Consider the following 15,394-nt stretch of genomic DNA (forward strand, 5'->3'; position numbering starts at 1 on the left):
CTTTTAATGAAGGCATTAGGAGCGCTTTGGTCATCTACATGGCCGTATATACTGGGCATTGGTGCGATTCTAATCATTTGTATTGTGGCGTACTATGCCATTTTTGAATTGCCCAAAGAAGCGATTCTCGGTACAGCCACTGATCCGACACAAGCCTTCTTCTCTGGCACCAAAGAGGAACAATCGGATGTGTTGGAGGATTATCAAACCGTTGCGGCGCGATGGAATGAAGATTTGAATGATCATCAGCTCTCGCAAGTTGATCCCTATGAGTTGCCATGGGGATGGCTAGCTATTATGGATCGAACGCTGAACGATCCGCAGTTTATAAAAACTTATGATCCTGAGGCAGAAGTTATGGAACAAAAGAATTTTATTCCTAAGCCGGAAGAGATGTTTGAAGAAGTGCGACCGATTTTCACGTGGGAAACACGTGAGGAGAAAACGGTCGAGCAGATCTGTGTCGCAGTTGGTGGCGGCGTCAATGGAGCAACCCCAAAATCCTATGTAGTCAAAGAGCGAACAACGATAGTGAACAAGGAACTACTCATGAAAGCCAATACCATGCAGAACGAGTTTGTATATGCATATGAGCCAAGTATCAATACATCGAAAAAAACGAAAAGCTCAAAATGCGGAAAGTTAACGAAAACCGTATATTGGTTTGCTGTAACGAGTGTAGAGACAACGAAAAAAGATTGGGAGCCAATGCAGGAACTACTGGTTAAACGGAATGTTATTGAAAAAGATCAAAAATTTCTAATGGATTACTGGATGGAATATCTGGTTGCGGATGAAAGTGAGGGTGGATTTTTACCAGATGATTCGTGGTCACCTGTCGCAGGAGGAACGTTACTTTGGCCGGTTCCAGCATCACACCGAATCACTTCCAGTTTTGGAGTGAGGATTCATCCCATAACGGGAGTGAGAAAAATGCATAATGGGGTGGATATTGGCGCCCCACAAGGCACGACTGTACTGGCTTCAGCAGATGGAACTGTAGTGTATGCAGCAGCCATGGGAAACGCCGGAAATGCTGTCATCCTCCAGCATGAAAATGGAATGCAGACAAGGTATTATCATTTATTTCGCATTAATGTGAAAAGCGGACAGGAAGTCCAATCCGGTCAAACGATCGGTGAAGTGGGAACAACAGGAAGTTCCACTGGACCTCATTTACACTTTGAGGTTCGAACCAGTGGTAATCCCGTCGACCCGATGGACTTTTTCGGTTATACCGGTGATCCGCTCAAGTATCGTGCACTGCATATTGCTGCAATTCAACAATGGCTTCAAGCACGAAACTCAGCATTAGCAAATGTGAAGACATTGAAAATGATTGATGCAGCTGGCAAAGCTAAAAATGTAGATCCTCATTTGTTACTTGCCATCACAGGTGCAGAGCAATCATTTGTTCCTGCTAGTCATCCACAAGCCAGTCGAATTATCCGTAATCCATGGAACGTCTTTGGTTCGTGGAGTACAGGGAAAGGCTCAACATTGACGACAGGTGAATCTGCGCGTATTGCAGCCAATACGATTATTAAATTGTCCAAAGGTCGTCCAAGTCAGGTAAATCCAATTGAATGGCTTAGTAGCCGGGATAATCCGAGTGGCTACTACGCAGGCGACGGAGATAACTGGACTCGGAACGTAAGTGCTCTGTACGATCAGTTATCCAAAATGAAGTAAAGGAGCCAAACCATGAAAGGGTGTACGATCATTGTACTTTTGCTTTTCTTGTTGCTGCCTGCTCAGTCGTGGGCAGAAGCAACAACACCCTCATCAAGTAGTGTTCAGGAACGGATGGAACAATTTAATCCGGAACAAATGGGGGACAATTTGGAGCACAAGGGAGAAGAACTGCTTGATATGGCACAATCTGGTGGCAAGCTATACATTGCCATCGCCTTGATTGTATTTATGATCCTATTAACGGTAGGTCTATTTTTCAAAAAGGTGATGGCGATTGCATTTTTGACCTTGTTCCTTTCCGTTGTAGGCTATTGCATTATTCAGTACTGGCATCCATTGAGTGATTTCGTGATGTCAGTACTACAATGGGTATTCACACTAAAAGGAGAATCCTCATGAATCTACATTTGGTTTTTCATACTGCCATCGTGGGACGTTTAGCTACTTCCTTACAACACCGCGATTATACTATTGTGGGAACAGATGTGACACTGGAGCAATGTTACATTGCAGCAGAAGCAGGAAAACTACAAGCAGATGTTGCCATTTTGGATGCGGCGGCAGGAGCCGCGAATAAACGCGAAAGTACTGCACTTCTTCAAAAGATTCGTATGAGTATCCCACAAACGCGGCTGATTGTCATCTTGCCAGAGCCAGACTTGGACTGGCAAAAAGCACTTGGAATGTACGGGATTTATGATGTGTATGTGACGGAAAAGTTTGATATTGAAGATATAGTATCTTGGATTGTCACTCCAAAAACGATTGCCGATGTACCGAAGTTAGATATAACGACACCTTCGTCACAACACGATACTAGATTGATTCGGCAATCGTCATTTCAAGAAGAAGCACGAAATCGAATGTCTGCTCTTCCTTCTTGGCTACGACGTAAATCGAAGAGTAGCCCCTCTACTGAAATGGTAGATCAGGACCAGCAGATGTTGGATATCGAAGCAAAGGAAGATCCACTAGAGTCAGAAACTGGAGCTGTTGCTCCTGTGCCTATGATAGAACAAAGTTATCCGCTACCTGAAGAAGATGAACAAATACTGGAAGAAGTACCGATTGAACATGAAAGCAGAAAGGTAGCCGTATCTCAAGAGGATACAGTAGCACCTGTATTTGTAGCGCAGAAAGCACAGACGATGGTTATTGCTGTAGGCGCGATCGTTGGACGAAGTGGAACGACACATACAGCCATACAAGCAGCATTTGAAGCTTCCCGTACGCATAAAACAGCTCTTGTTGAAATCACTGACCTACAAAAACATTCTGATTTATGCTATTTGGCACCTACATCGGAAAAGAAAAACCCTATCCGTTTACAAAAAATTGATCTCTTTCCAGCATCCGATGAGCAAAAATTGATGGAAATTCTGACAAGTGGAAAATATGAGGTTATTGTGATGGATCTAGGTGTATTGATAGCGCTTGAGCATGGTGCTATCAACATGAAATCAACAGCGCACTGGTTGATGCGTAGTGAGATTCCAATCCTAGCTTTTCCAGCTTCGCCATGGGATATGGCTCGTTGGGTTCCATTATTAAGTGATGCTCAACTCTTGATGAAACGTGCACATAGCGTACTGAATTATGCTCATGACGAGGAAGCAACACTGTGCAAGACCTTATTAAAAGAAGATTGCGCTTCGGTCATCCAGAATGTTTTGTCGCATCCTTTCACCGAAAAAGGACAGTTACTACAAGATAAATTAACGTTAAAACCACGTAGGAAATTCTGGTTCTAAACCAATGATAAGGAGGGATTATCGATTGAACTGGTGGAAACCAAAAGAGCAATCAGAGAAAAGCAAGCTAGCGGAAGAATCACCTGAGCGCGCCAGAGTGATCTCGATTTCAAATTTTAATTTAAACGATATCAGTAGGGGTGTCATGGCAGTACTCCAATCGTTTGTCACGATGAAAACACTAGTAGTGGAAATGCCTTGTCTTAGCTTACCAAGACTCGCAACAACCATTTGGAAGGATAAAGAGTTGCGACAACTTTCATCCAGCCAGAGTATGGATCAATTGTTGCTCGATATGGATCGCGAACAGTTAAAACCGCTGACCGATTATATTTCTCGGCAAGACCAAACCGATTATATATTACTGAATCCGCATGTGCTGCTGGATCAGTCTCTAATGAAGCAGGTACAGCATGCAAAAACACTGATCGATCTGCCTGGCTGGATTGTAAATGAGGCACTGGACGAATATGATGTGATTTTACTAGTGACGCAAGGCAAGTTGGATATGACGACCACATTTTTTTCCTTGCAACAAGCGGATATCCATGTACTTATGATCGGAGATATTGGGGATTGGACGTATAATCGATTAACGATGGAACGGCTGACAGAGGATTATCAATTTCCTACGCAGCAGTTCTTTTTTTATACAACGAATCGTTCAATCGCACATACGCTCAAAGAGCCGTTAATTGTGTACCCTAAAATACTTTGGAACAAAATCAAGGACATGCCGCTATCTCGTCATACCGTACCGGCAGTACAAGCTTCGATATCAGATCAGTATCCTATCGGTTACATTCATCCGGTGGATTTCCTAGCTTCTTCTGGGCTGGAACCAGAGATTATACCGACACGTTCTACGCTGAAGCAAACGAAGGATTGGATCGCTGTCGCTGAACGAATTCGGCAGCAACTACAAGAACAACATTTGGACGATTTTGTTGCTTCTTTGATGGATGCAGATGCTCGGCAACGCGTTCGCTTTTATATTTCCGATTTGTTACGCATGTCTCCAGCAGGTAGTTTGCCGGGTACCCTAGAAGACGTAACGCAGTTTGTACAAAAGGAAATTACGGAACTGGGTATACTGCAACCGCTATTGGATGATCCCAGTGTTGTGAATATTGAAATTAACGGTCCCAAACAAATCGTGATCGAAAAAAGTGGACAAGTCATGCAAGTGACTGATGTTGCGTTTGAAGATATTGATCATTTGTACCGAATCATCAACCGGATGCTCAATGTGATGGGCAAACAACTCACCAGTAACGAGCCCGTCATTGATACCGTCTATCACGGAACTCGTGTTTGTGCAGTGGCGGATCGGGAACGCCGAAGTGGACTCAGTATGGGATCACCCATTGTTTCTATCCGTAAATTTCCACCGCGGGTATTGTCGGATGAAGAATATATCGCCAGTGGTACGGCTTCTTCCGAAATGCTTGAATTTTTGTCTTTTGCTATTCGAGCCGGTTCTAGTGTGGTATCGGTCGGTGGAACCAATGCGGGGAAAACAACCGCGATTATTCGCTTTTTGCTGTATTTGGATCGTTTAACACGAGTAATCAGTATTGAGGATTCACCCGAAGTCATGTTAAGCAGTAAAGAACAATATTTAGAGTATCCCAATCTGATCTCACTGCTGACCAAGATTGTTGAAGATCCAGCGAAAAGTTATCCACCTAGCCGATTGATTCGGACAACACTACGCTTGAATCCGTGGGGCTTTCTGATCGGAGAAAGCCGCGACGAGGATGGTGCGAGTGAAATGCTGAAAGCAGCTAATACCGGACACGTCGTTTGGACATCTACACACGGAAACGGCATGGATGAAGGAGCGACACGTATTTTGCAACTGTGTGGTAATACGCCAGCCGCAGCCGCTCAAATCAGTCAATCTTTGGATTTATTTTTGTTTTTGCAGCGTCAGCGTGATGGTCGGCGTCCCATTATGGGCATTGGTGAGTTGGTTCGATATGAAGGTGTGGAAAAGCCGATCATGAATGTCATTTTTCGCTTTGATCGAAATACGAAGCGACATATTCAGGTAGGATATTTGAAAACGAATCGGATGCGAGACAAAATCTATAATCAGGATCAATTTTCAGAAGAGGAGATTCGGCGCTGGTGCCGGTTTGAGACAGAAGATATTTCCTATAAGGAGGTAGAAGGATGACCATTATCGTCTCAATGATTGTTTCTTTTCTCATAGTAGGAGGTATTTCATTTATCTTACCTCAACACACATCTTTTGGCGAAAAAAAACGATTTTGGAAAGTCCGGTTTGGTGTGCCCTCTATGAAGCGTAGAGGTGCAGAGTTAGGACTAGAATGGTCTTTTTTTCATTATGGTTGTATGGTCACTTGTGGGCTTGGTGTAGGGGCAATCCTGGTCTGGTTGACGCAGAATATATTACTGATTATCGTTGGTGTGGTTGCTGGGTGGGTGGTTCCTACGCTGGTGATGGAGGATATCATTTACCGCCGAAAGCGACGCGTTTTGATGAGCTGTGTTCCCAATTTACGACTACTTACATCGAAACTACAAGAAGGTGGAAGTTTAGAGTATGCACTGGATATAACGGTGCCGTTAATGAATGGAGCCACCAAACCTATTTTTTTAGAAATGTTAAAAATCATCTCTATTGATCGGGGAGAACCAGGGCGAGCGTTACACTACCTAAAGCAGCAATTGACTTTTCGACGCATTGAAGATCTGTGTGAGAAACTACTACTTGGACGAAACGAAGGGTATAGTTTTCGAATGGTGCGTAGCATAGCTAAAACTGTTGATGATATTTCGCTGGATATTTTAGATATTCAAGAAGTCGAATTGGTCAATCAACGAAAACGCTGGAATATGATTACTCTGCATCTGATGTTGTGGACCCTGCCATTTCTATTCAAATGGATGGAACTGAATATGGCAGACACGGTTGCCATGACGCTTAGTATGAATACATTTTTGGGTCAAGGATTACTTGCTGCCCTGAGTGTAAATACGCTTTTTGCAGTCCTGTTCTTAAACCGATTAACACGCTTTGATATGCGTGATGCCTGATCCATAACGTATCATTCGTGAAAGGAGTTCAAATCGAAACATGAGTATCCTTATATCACTGTCCGTAGCCACGATGTTTTTCTTGTTGGCTTCTTTGGCGTTGCCGGGATTTTCAAGGTATAGAGAAACGCTACGTGCATTTCAAGCGCTCCAACGTGTTCGGCATCAACCACAGTCCTCAATACAGAAGATGATCTACCGTTTCATAGACCGTATCATACCGGAAGAATTACGAAAAAAATATGAAGAGCTGGGTGAGAACAACACGCTGGAAGCGTATCTCACACGGCTTTTTTTATTGTCTATTCTTGTTAGTTTGACTTGTGTGATTGCTGGACAAGTACGTCATCTTCCACTGATGTATCTTATCGCAGTACTAGCCTTATTTTTTATGATTTGGGTCGGCATACGCCATATTGATACGTTAGTAAAAAAGAATGAGAGCTTGATTCTGGGTGATCTGCCTCTGCTTTTTGATCGAATGGAGATCGCACTTGAAACAGGCAAAAGCTTTCAAGGCATTTGGATTGAAGTCAGTCAGCAGTGTAAACCGGCACTAGCACGTCATCTTAAAGAGTTGATTACAAACTCTGCTTATGGCGAGTATGAAGCCTTACAGCAATTTGCTGATCGTATACGGCATCCTATTGTCTACAATTTGGTCTCTGTGATCATGATGGTACGCGATTCGGGATTTGAAGCATCGGAGAGTGCTTTGCGATCGATCCAAATGGATATGCGCTCACTACGCCGTGCGCGCTTACAAGAAAAGAACCGTGCCAAACCTGCTTTATTGAATATATTTTTCGGTGTTGCTGCTCTGATATGTGTCATTTTTATGGTATTAATGGCAAGCAAAATTGTTGTACTAGTCAATGGATTCTAAAAACTAGTCCGTACAGGACAAAAGGAGCTTTTATAATGCTGAAAATGTTCAAAAACACAACTTTACTTGTGAAATCTGCAAAACAAATAATGGTTTTTTTACTGGGCTACTCCAAACAAAAAGTAACTGCTTTGAATAAAAGTATCATTGGGCGTATGTACACTCTTGCTACGACTCAAAAAGGCGTTATCTCCATTGAGGCTGTGGCGCTCATTATTGTAGGCCTGGTACTCATCGTCATGTTCGTTCCGCAAGCCAAGGAGCTGGTGACAGCTGGCTTCACTAAGGCTAAAAGCTGGATGGATCAAATTTCATAATCGAAAGAAGGGAAGCCATATGTTCACCTACATTCGACGCCGCCTTAGCTTCTTGTTCCGGCAAGAACGTGGTAATGCAGCCGATATTATGGGTCTCTTTTTCTTTGGTTATTTTGGGGTTGTGATTGTTGCATTCATTGTTAATTTCATTATAGCGTCTATCTATCAGAGCGATTTGAATTATGCGGCCAAACAAGAAATGGGCGTGATGACAGTGCAAAATGGAGCTGATGCCGGAAGCGAACAGAGATTTCGAGACATGATCCGAACGATGGGGCACGATCCAAGTAAAGTGACTTTCGCAGCAACTCCTAAATTAGTACAACGTTATGACCCATTAACTATCCATTATACGTCAAGTTATCCCCTTTGGGCGTACAAGCTACTTGGAATCATGAACGAGACATTGAAGATTGATGAGACCATACCTGGTACTGCTCGCATACTGTTGCGAGGAGGCGACTGAAACCATGATGGGTTGGCTTAAAGTATGGACGATAATTTTGTTGTTTGCGATTGTAGTGCCAGTAGTGGGAAGTATCATCATTGTAACAACGATTCATCATCGGGGCGGTGATCGCCTAGAAATGGCAATCAATATCGGTGTCATTCATGCATTAGAAGCAGTGGATGCAAGCCATGGAGGGAAAGTCATTATGGACCCGGATGTACTACGAAGTACGATCCGGGCTTCTTTTCGTTCGCAAATGAAATTAGATGAGAAACTAGAAGGGCATTATATGAACGAGAGCCAACTGATCACAGACATAACGACTAATTCGTCCGGAAGTACAATCGTGACATGTCAGTTTTCCACGCGGGCAAAAATGTTGATACCGGGTTGGAGTGAAAAGGTCTCGGTTGTTCGACGGATTCCAGTAGAAACCCAATATAACTAAAGGAGGAAAGGATCATTTTGAAACAATTATTACAACGTTGGTGGACGCCCGTAACCCGATTATTGATATTATTCATCCTCGCATTAGCTGTATTTTTGCTGAGTTTCAACTGGCAACAAGCAAAACTTGAAGATCAGCGTATTACGATATCAGTATTGGTAGCAAAAGTGGATATTCTACCTTTTCAAGAGCTGAATGAGAATAATACGGAAATCCAACAAAGAGTAAAAAGTGATATTCCGTCTGATGCTTTAACGGACGTATCCCAATTGGATACTGGGCAAAATTTTGTCTCTGCTATTGGATTTGTCGAAGGTAGCGTGATTCGGCAGAATCATTTGACGACAGCCAGTGCATCGCAAAAAGGAAGTAGTATTGCTCTAAAGCATGGAGAATATCAGATCGGTGTAAAAGTGGATTTGCCGACCGCTGCTGGTGGCGAAGTACGAGCTGGTGTGAAAGTGGATGTAGTAGCTTACGAGGGGCGAGACAATCAAGGTGAAGTACGTAGTGACCCAACACTAAAAGGGATCGAAGTTGAAAAGGTTCTTGATTCTCAGGGGGGCATCATCAATAGTGGTGATGCAGAAAGAGGTAGGACGGTGCCAGGTGTCGTGGTACTACGTGTTAATGAACAGCAACGTAATTTGATTGTGCAGTATCAGGAGAATGGAAAGATATATTTAGCACCAATAGGAGAACAATCCAGATAATCATACATTTATTTTAATGAGGAAGAGAATAAAATTTTAAGTTTCTTCCTCTTCTCATTTGGTTCATAAGTAAATAAAAATATTAGAGTTGTCACTCATAAATAATAATTTGAAAAACAAAATAGAATTCTATGTTTATCAATTAATCTTAAGTATACTATTATTAAGAAATAATATTAATTACATAAAGTGAGGGGAAATATGAAAGGATTTGAAGAATTTAACATACCGTCTAAAAGTAACAAAAAGAAACTATGGGATAATTGCGTTTTTGTATTTGATACAACTGTTTTATTAAATTTATATAGATATACAAAAAGTACTAGCGACGATCTTTTGCAAATATTTGAACAAATCAAAGATCGCATATGGATTCCGCACCAAGTGGCATTAGAATACAACTATAATCGGTTAAATGTGATGATGAAACAAAACAATTCTTATCAACAATTATCAAATGAAATTAATAACTCGTATACAGAATTTGTTGAAAGTCTGAAAATTAAATTAAATGATTTTAGTAGGCATCCATTAATCGATTTGAAAGATATATATAATGAATTTGAGGAAGCCTTAAAAAAAGTAAAAGAGCAAATTGATAATGCCAAAAGTTCCCATCCTAAACTTCATGAAGATATAGTGTACAATAAAATAAATGAGTTATTTGATAATAAGGTAGGAGAAAATCCATACAATCAAAAGGATCTTAATGAAATTTTCGAAATCGGAAATGCAAGATATGAAAATTCAGTTCCGCCTGGATATGAAGATGTTAAACAAAAAAGAGGAAGTATAAGAGTTTGGAATGATCTCATTTATAAACTTGAATATAGTGATTTAGTGATATGGAAACAAATTATCATCCATGCTAAGCAAATAGAAAAACCAATCGTTTTTATTTTGGATGATAACAAAAAAGATTGGTGGCAAATTATTTCAGGAAAGACGATTGGTCCTAGGCATGAGTTAATAAGAGAAATGAATAAAGAAGCCGAACAAGATTTTTATATGTATCGGGCACATCAGTTTATGACCATTGTGAAGGAACAATTTGATGATCAGATTAAGTCAGAATCTATTGAAGAAGCTGAAAATTTAAAATTTAAAATTAGTGATTCTGATGTCTCTAAACTACTTATTGAAAATTTATCATCAGTTAAAGAAAATAAATATAATAAAGCTAATAACAGATATTTCAAGCAAAATCTGATTGGAAATGTATTGGTACATCAAAAACCACTGTATCAAGCTTATACTTTACTTTTCACTGTAATGAAAAAAATGGATAGATTAGAATTAATGAATTATTTATATCCATCGCTTATTTCAGTTTTTATAGAGACGGTGTCTATCTTACCTGATCATGAGCAATATGATTCTGATCAAATTATTACAGTAGTTATTCAATTAAATCGTGGATTGTCCGCGGAAGATTTATATAATGTATTTAAAAGTTCATTATTATTAGCTTTCGAAGATGTAATTCCGATGGGAGATTTGAAATAGTCTTTTGTGAATATACCTATTTATTTCGTAATTATTTTATGAAATAGATACTAACAAAATGAAATACAAAATACCAAATTAGATTTTTGAATTACTAATTTTTTTGAAGTTATCCTATCGTTAAACTCAACTGATAAGGGGAAGTTGCATTGAAATTAAACAATGAAGTTACATTTGAATTAAGATTACGGAAAAAGTGGAATATAATGATCTATTATACTCCAGTTACAACAATTAATAATTACATTTATCCTTGTAACGTGTATCTTTTCAAAAACGGTGAATTCCGTTTAGCAACTAATAAATTCTTTATCAAAGATAGCTTAATTGATGGGGATTATATTGTTGTTTGTGTAGAAGGATATAAACCTTTTCTATTATCACGTTATGAAGTTAGCCATGTTGTTGGACCGTTTAAATATGATGAAATTTCAAGTATAACTAAAGCAAAGGCCGCAGCTATTAAAGGAACTAGTATACAATATATGGAAAGTAAATTTAAAGATTCTGAAGACATACCTATTTATCTTTTTCAAAAATATTTTGGAGTGCTTGAAACTGTTCCATATACAGAAAGATACCAAAATATTGAGATAGTTAGAGGTCTTAGAGAAAATGGAATCCTTTATCGTGATAATTGGCTTGAAGATGAAGTAATAAAGATAAAAAATGATTATAGTATGCTTATTAAAACATTTTACGAGCAAAGAATGCATAGAGATATGAAAATATTAAAATACTACTTAGATTCCAATGATTACAAAAAGAGATTAGAGAATACACAACAGAGCATAGATACAGAGAAAGAAAATGAAAAAGAATTATTGTCTTTATTTGATTCATTTATTTCAAATTCAAAACACAATTAATTATAGAGCGATTTATAATAAAAAATATGACTTCAATTCTAGATACTTTTAAAACTCATTGTTTTAGTGAGTGTAATTTCAGTTCTATGAATTATGTACGAACAAAATTTTTTACTAGATTTTGCTTTTTACATTATAATGAAGTTAGTCCAAAAGCCCCCATTATTTTTTGTTTAAAGTAAATTACTAAGAGCTTTTTTAATATTATTTTATATTCATATCCTTATATAGTCGGTAGTTGTATGGTTCTCATACGATTACCGGCTTTTGTATTTTATAAAGGATGAGGAGACGTACCAATAAAATTGAATTAAGCAAGTTAGAAAGGATGATGTATACTACAAATAAAGATATATAGATTTTTTGTGAATATTACTTTCTAATTACATTAAAAGAGGTGAATACCATGAAAAAGAATTTTGTACTTATCGTGGTTGTTACAATGATGGCAATCGCTACTATTTTACAGCCAGCCCCAGTGCAAGCTGCTACGGATATCAAAGTAACAGTCAATCAGACGCCTGTGAAGTTTCCGGATCAAAAGCCGTATTTGGATCATAGTCGTGTACTGATTCCGACAAGGTTTGTTGCCCAATCGTTGGGTGGTAAAGTTGAATACAATAGTGCCAACAAAACGGTAACAATTGAGCAGTCCGGAAAGACGATCACACTCAAGATCAACAGCAGCAAGGTAACAGTCGATAGCAAATTGGTCACGTTGGATGTGCCAGCAAAAGTCATCAAAGGACGCACAGTGGTGCCACTGCGCTTTGTCTCTGAAGCTATGGGAGCTATAGTAGATTGGAATCAAAATAAAAGTTTAGTGACAATTACGACTAGAAATAATACTTCAACGCCAACTAATCCGACCACACCTGCAACTGAGTCAGGTAATTTTAAATTCGATCCTAATTTTACGACACTTGCGAAGCAACTCTTTATTAATAATTTTATAGAAGCTGATGGTAAAGTTTCTTTTACTGTACCTAATGGGACAACCGCTTATTACCGCACGGCTGCTGGAAACAGAACAGATTTGAGTGTTGGAAACGAATATACGTATAATGTAGGAAAAGGTGAAAGAGTATTATATTTTAAATATGTTGATCCTTCAAAAGTTGTACCAGGTGCTGCTAAACAGGCTGAGTTTTATGCAATTTTCTTAGATGCAAGTAAAGCAGGCTATAAAGATACGAGCAAAGCAATTGTTATGGTAGAAGATTCGAATCTTAAAGAGTCATATGGAACAATTGAACAAATCATCAAACTTGCACAAAAACTATAATAAATAATTCAAAAAAAGAACCTTAAGTTAAGGGTTCTTTTTTTGTTGTCAAAATGGAGGTTTCCAATGAAAAATAGATTGATACTTCTTCTACCATTTTTATTCTTTCTAGTTCTTCCAACACAAATGTATGCTGCTGATTCTCCTATGTTAAGTAAATATTTTCCGATCCAGTATGGAGAAACAGGAGAAAAATTGACGGGTGTTATCCCTGCATTGGATATCGATAATACAATGACTCGTCCGTGGGAATTAGCACAGTGGAAAGGTATAGTGAAAAATCCAGACGGATCTACAACTAACATATTAAACTACGATGTTTTTAATGTTAAAAAAGCAGAAGGAGATACAAATTTCGATAAAGAAAATGGGTTTGGTCTTGTTTATAAAAGTTCAAATGCTTTAGAAGATTTATTTGATGCTTTTATTAAAAGTAATACTAAAGATATTAGTAGCAAACAACTACAGTACTATAGAAATACCTTTTCAGAAAATGCAAATGATGAATCATTCAAAAGCGGTAATTCTTTCTATTACAAATTAGAAGTAACAGAATCTTTTTTGCGAACTGCTGGGATCATTCAACGGATGGGATACAAGTTTGATCAAACTAAAAAAATTAGCGAATCTGAACGACAAGCCATTTATACGGCTTCCAAATGGCCGGAACTGTCGTTTGCGCGTATTAATCAGGGATTCAAACTATCCTATAAAGCATATGGTTTTACGCAACGTGATATCCGTATCGTTGCAACGAAAAAAGGGACTTTTCCAAATTTGAAGCAGGTTATGTCACTTACGGACAGAAAAATGATCTCCACAGACAAAGATGTAGCTACCGGAAGTGTGAATGTGACGAATCTGAATACGCTACGTGAAAATCTCGGTAATGACATTGATGTAATCCTAGAGGATGGATATGGGCGTACTGCGATCAAAACCATCAATATTGAAGAGCTGCTGAATATGGACTTTATTCCAGATGCGCTTACGCTTACAGACAATAATCAACTGTGGGTGAAGTTTCATTATAAAGGTGAGGATTACAAGACATCGGACTATATCAGTGAGCGGGGTATCCCGATGCTGGCAAAAGTAACAATTACAGGACCAGATGGAGCAGATCAGATCTTGCAGGGCATGTACACTGGTAGCTCGAAAAAAACGGTGAATGGACAGCAATATTCGTATTATTTTGGCAATATAAAGTTAGGAGAACAGGCAGGAAGATACAAGATTAAGATAGCCGTCACGATCAACAACCCATCGCACGAAAGCTGTGCTGTCGAGTATCCTAATAATGCATACGACAACAACACGATTATGGACGAGTGGACACGCGACTATACAGATTTAGTCGCCCAATCTGTAACGGTCGATCCAGGTAAGATGACTGATAGAGATCGTGCCAAGATTACAGCCAAGGTGAAGAATATCGGGCCAAAGACACAAAATGACGTGTTGATCCGGTTTACGGATAACGGGCGAACTGTGTATGAAACCACAAAAACACTTCCAGCGAATCAAGTTACAACGGTAGGTTCCTTCCAGTGGACTGGTAAAGGCGAAGGAAATCACCAACTTATGGTCAATGTTGATCCAAAGCAAGAGACAAACGATATCGACTATTCCAATAACACGGCGATTGGAACATGTATCATTGTTGGGGCTGACGGTAAGGTTGGAATCTGTGAAGGGAATAAAGCATCAGCAAACTGGTCAGTGACGTACCCGACGATTACGGGATATGACACTTATAAAGATCGTCGAGGTAGAAAGCATAAGAAACCAATCTGGAAATACAAATCGGTGAGATATCAGGAATCGCTGAAATTGTCGGCAACGGTTAATACGAAGCAAGGGATTCCGACTGATCCGGATCATCCGAAGGACAGTGATCGGGAATCACGAGGCAGTTGGGAGATCATCCCGTGGAGCCAAGATCATGGTAAAGACCCGAACAGTGTTACAAGGGCAGGCTATGGTTTTGAATTAACTGTCAAGACCAACTACGACACAGATTGGGAAACAAAGGTACCGAAAGGCTATAAAGGTACAGCTCGTCGGATCGGAGGGAGCTATCACGGACCGACCAAAGTTACAGCAACGATTTACAATACACGAGGTCAAAAAGTAGACACGGTGAATATGGAGAGAATTGTTGGAGATCAAGATCAAGCAACGTGGGTGCTACCAAAGCACAAAGCGGTGTCTCCAGTAACTGGTGAACAATATGTTGACCGGAAATGGTACATTAATAAAAATACCAGAGATGGGGAGTACACGATCAAGATTACAACCGATGCGAGCGGTAAGAATGGATTGATCGTTTGTACTGGTAAAGTCGTAACGATATTTGGAAGTATGTACGATGACACCCAAGATTTGCGAGTCTATACTAAATGAT

At 39.5% G+C, this 15,394-nt stretch carries 14 protein-coding genes; all 14 read left to right on the plus strand.

Annotated elements, in window-relative coordinates; all coding sequences use genetic code 11:
• The first annotated feature begins 6 nt into the window (after positions 1–6).
• The 14 genes from PQ460_RS10780 to PQ460_RS10845 all read left to right on the plus strand — a co-directional run bounded on the left by PQ460_RS10780 (position 7) and on the right by PQ460_RS10845 (position 15,393).
• On the plus strand, positions 7–1,692 hold the full coding sequence (locus tag PQ460_RS10780; RefSeq protein WP_274172657.1) for a M23 family metallopeptidase: 1,686 nt from the start codon (positions 7–9) through the stop codon (positions 1,690–1,692).
• 12 nt (positions 1,693–1,704) lie between these two features.
• Positions 1,705–2,094 carry a hypothetical protein gene (locus PQ460_RS10785; protein WP_274172658.1) on the plus strand — a complete coding sequence of 130 codons (390 nt, stop codon included), beginning with the start codon at positions 1,705–1,707 and terminating at the stop codon, positions 2,092–2,094.
• Positions 2,091–3,446 (plus strand): hypothetical protein, encoded by a 1,356-nt coding sequence (locus PQ460_RS10790; RefSeq protein WP_274172659.1) that lies wholly within the window; start codon positions 2,091–2,093, stop codon positions 3,444–3,446. Before PQ460_RS10785 ends, PQ460_RS10790 begins: the two co-directional genes overlap by 4 nt.
• Before the next feature lie 25 nt (positions 3,447–3,471).
• Positions 3,472–5,628, plus strand: a complete 2,157-nt coding sequence (locus tag PQ460_RS10795; protein ID WP_274172660.1) for an ATPase, T2SS/T4P/T4SS family — start codon at positions 3,472–3,474, stop codon at positions 5,626–5,628.
• Positions 5,625–6,512 (plus strand): hypothetical protein, encoded by an 888-nt coding sequence (locus tag PQ460_RS10800; RefSeq protein WP_274172661.1) that lies wholly within the window; start codon positions 5,625–5,627, stop codon positions 6,510–6,512. Before PQ460_RS10795 ends, PQ460_RS10800 begins: the two co-directional genes overlap by 4 nt.
• Before the next feature lie 40 nt (positions 6,513–6,552).
• Positions 6,553–7,398, plus strand: coding sequence for a hypothetical protein (locus PQ460_RS10805; protein ID WP_274172662.1), 846 nt, complete (start codon positions 6,553–6,555; stop codon positions 7,396–7,398).
• A 35-nt stretch (positions 7,399–7,433) separates the two neighbouring features.
• Positions 7,434–7,715: a hypothetical protein gene (locus PQ460_RS10810; protein WP_274172663.1), complete on the plus strand. Its 282-nt coding sequence runs from the start codon at positions 7,434–7,436 to the stop codon at positions 7,713–7,715.
• Between the two features lie 19 nt (positions 7,716–7,734).
• Positions 7,735–8,181: a hypothetical protein gene (locus tag PQ460_RS10815; protein WP_274172664.1), complete on the plus strand. Its 447-nt coding sequence runs from the start codon at positions 7,735–7,737 to the stop codon at positions 8,179–8,181.
• Between the two features lie 4 nt (positions 8,182–8,185).
• Positions 8,186–8,614, plus strand: coding sequence for a hypothetical protein (locus PQ460_RS10820; RefSeq protein ID WP_274172665.1), 429 nt, complete (start codon positions 8,186–8,188; stop codon positions 8,612–8,614).
• A 62-nt stretch (positions 8,615–8,676) separates the two neighbouring features.
• Entirely contained in the window at positions 8,677–9,327 is a 651-nt protein-coding gene (cpaB, locus tag PQ460_RS10825) for a Flp pilus assembly protein CpaB (RefSeq protein WP_274172666.1), read from the plus strand.
• Positions 9,328–9,528: 201 nt separating this feature from the next.
• Positions 9,529–10,833 (plus strand): PIN-like domain-containing protein, encoded by a 1,305-nt coding sequence (locus PQ460_RS10830; protein ID WP_274172667.1) that lies wholly within the window; start codon positions 9,529–9,531, stop codon positions 10,831–10,833.
• 149 nt (positions 10,834–10,982) lie between these two features.
• On the plus strand, positions 10,983–11,702 hold the full coding sequence (locus tag PQ460_RS10835; RefSeq protein WP_274172668.1) for a hypothetical protein: 720 nt from the start codon (positions 10,983–10,985) through the stop codon (positions 11,700–11,702).
• 406 nt (positions 11,703–12,108) lie between these two features.
• Complete coding sequence (locus PQ460_RS10840) at positions 12,109–12,987, plus strand: copper amine oxidase N-terminal domain-containing protein (RefSeq protein WP_274172669.1); 879 nt, start codon at positions 12,109–12,111, stop codon at positions 12,985–12,987.
• Between the two features lie 66 nt (positions 12,988–13,053).
• On the plus strand, positions 13,054–15,393 hold the full coding sequence (locus PQ460_RS10845) for a CARDB domain-containing protein (protein WP_274172670.1): 2,340 nt from the start codon (positions 13,054–13,056) through the stop codon (positions 15,391–15,393).
• The last annotated feature ends 1 nt before the right edge of the window (position 15,394 follow it).

Source organism: Paenibacillus sp. KACC 21273 (genome assembly GCF_028736095.1).
Classification (GTDB): domain Bacteria; phylum Bacillota; class Bacilli; order Paenibacillales; family Paenibacillaceae; genus Saccharibacillus; species Saccharibacillus kyungheensis.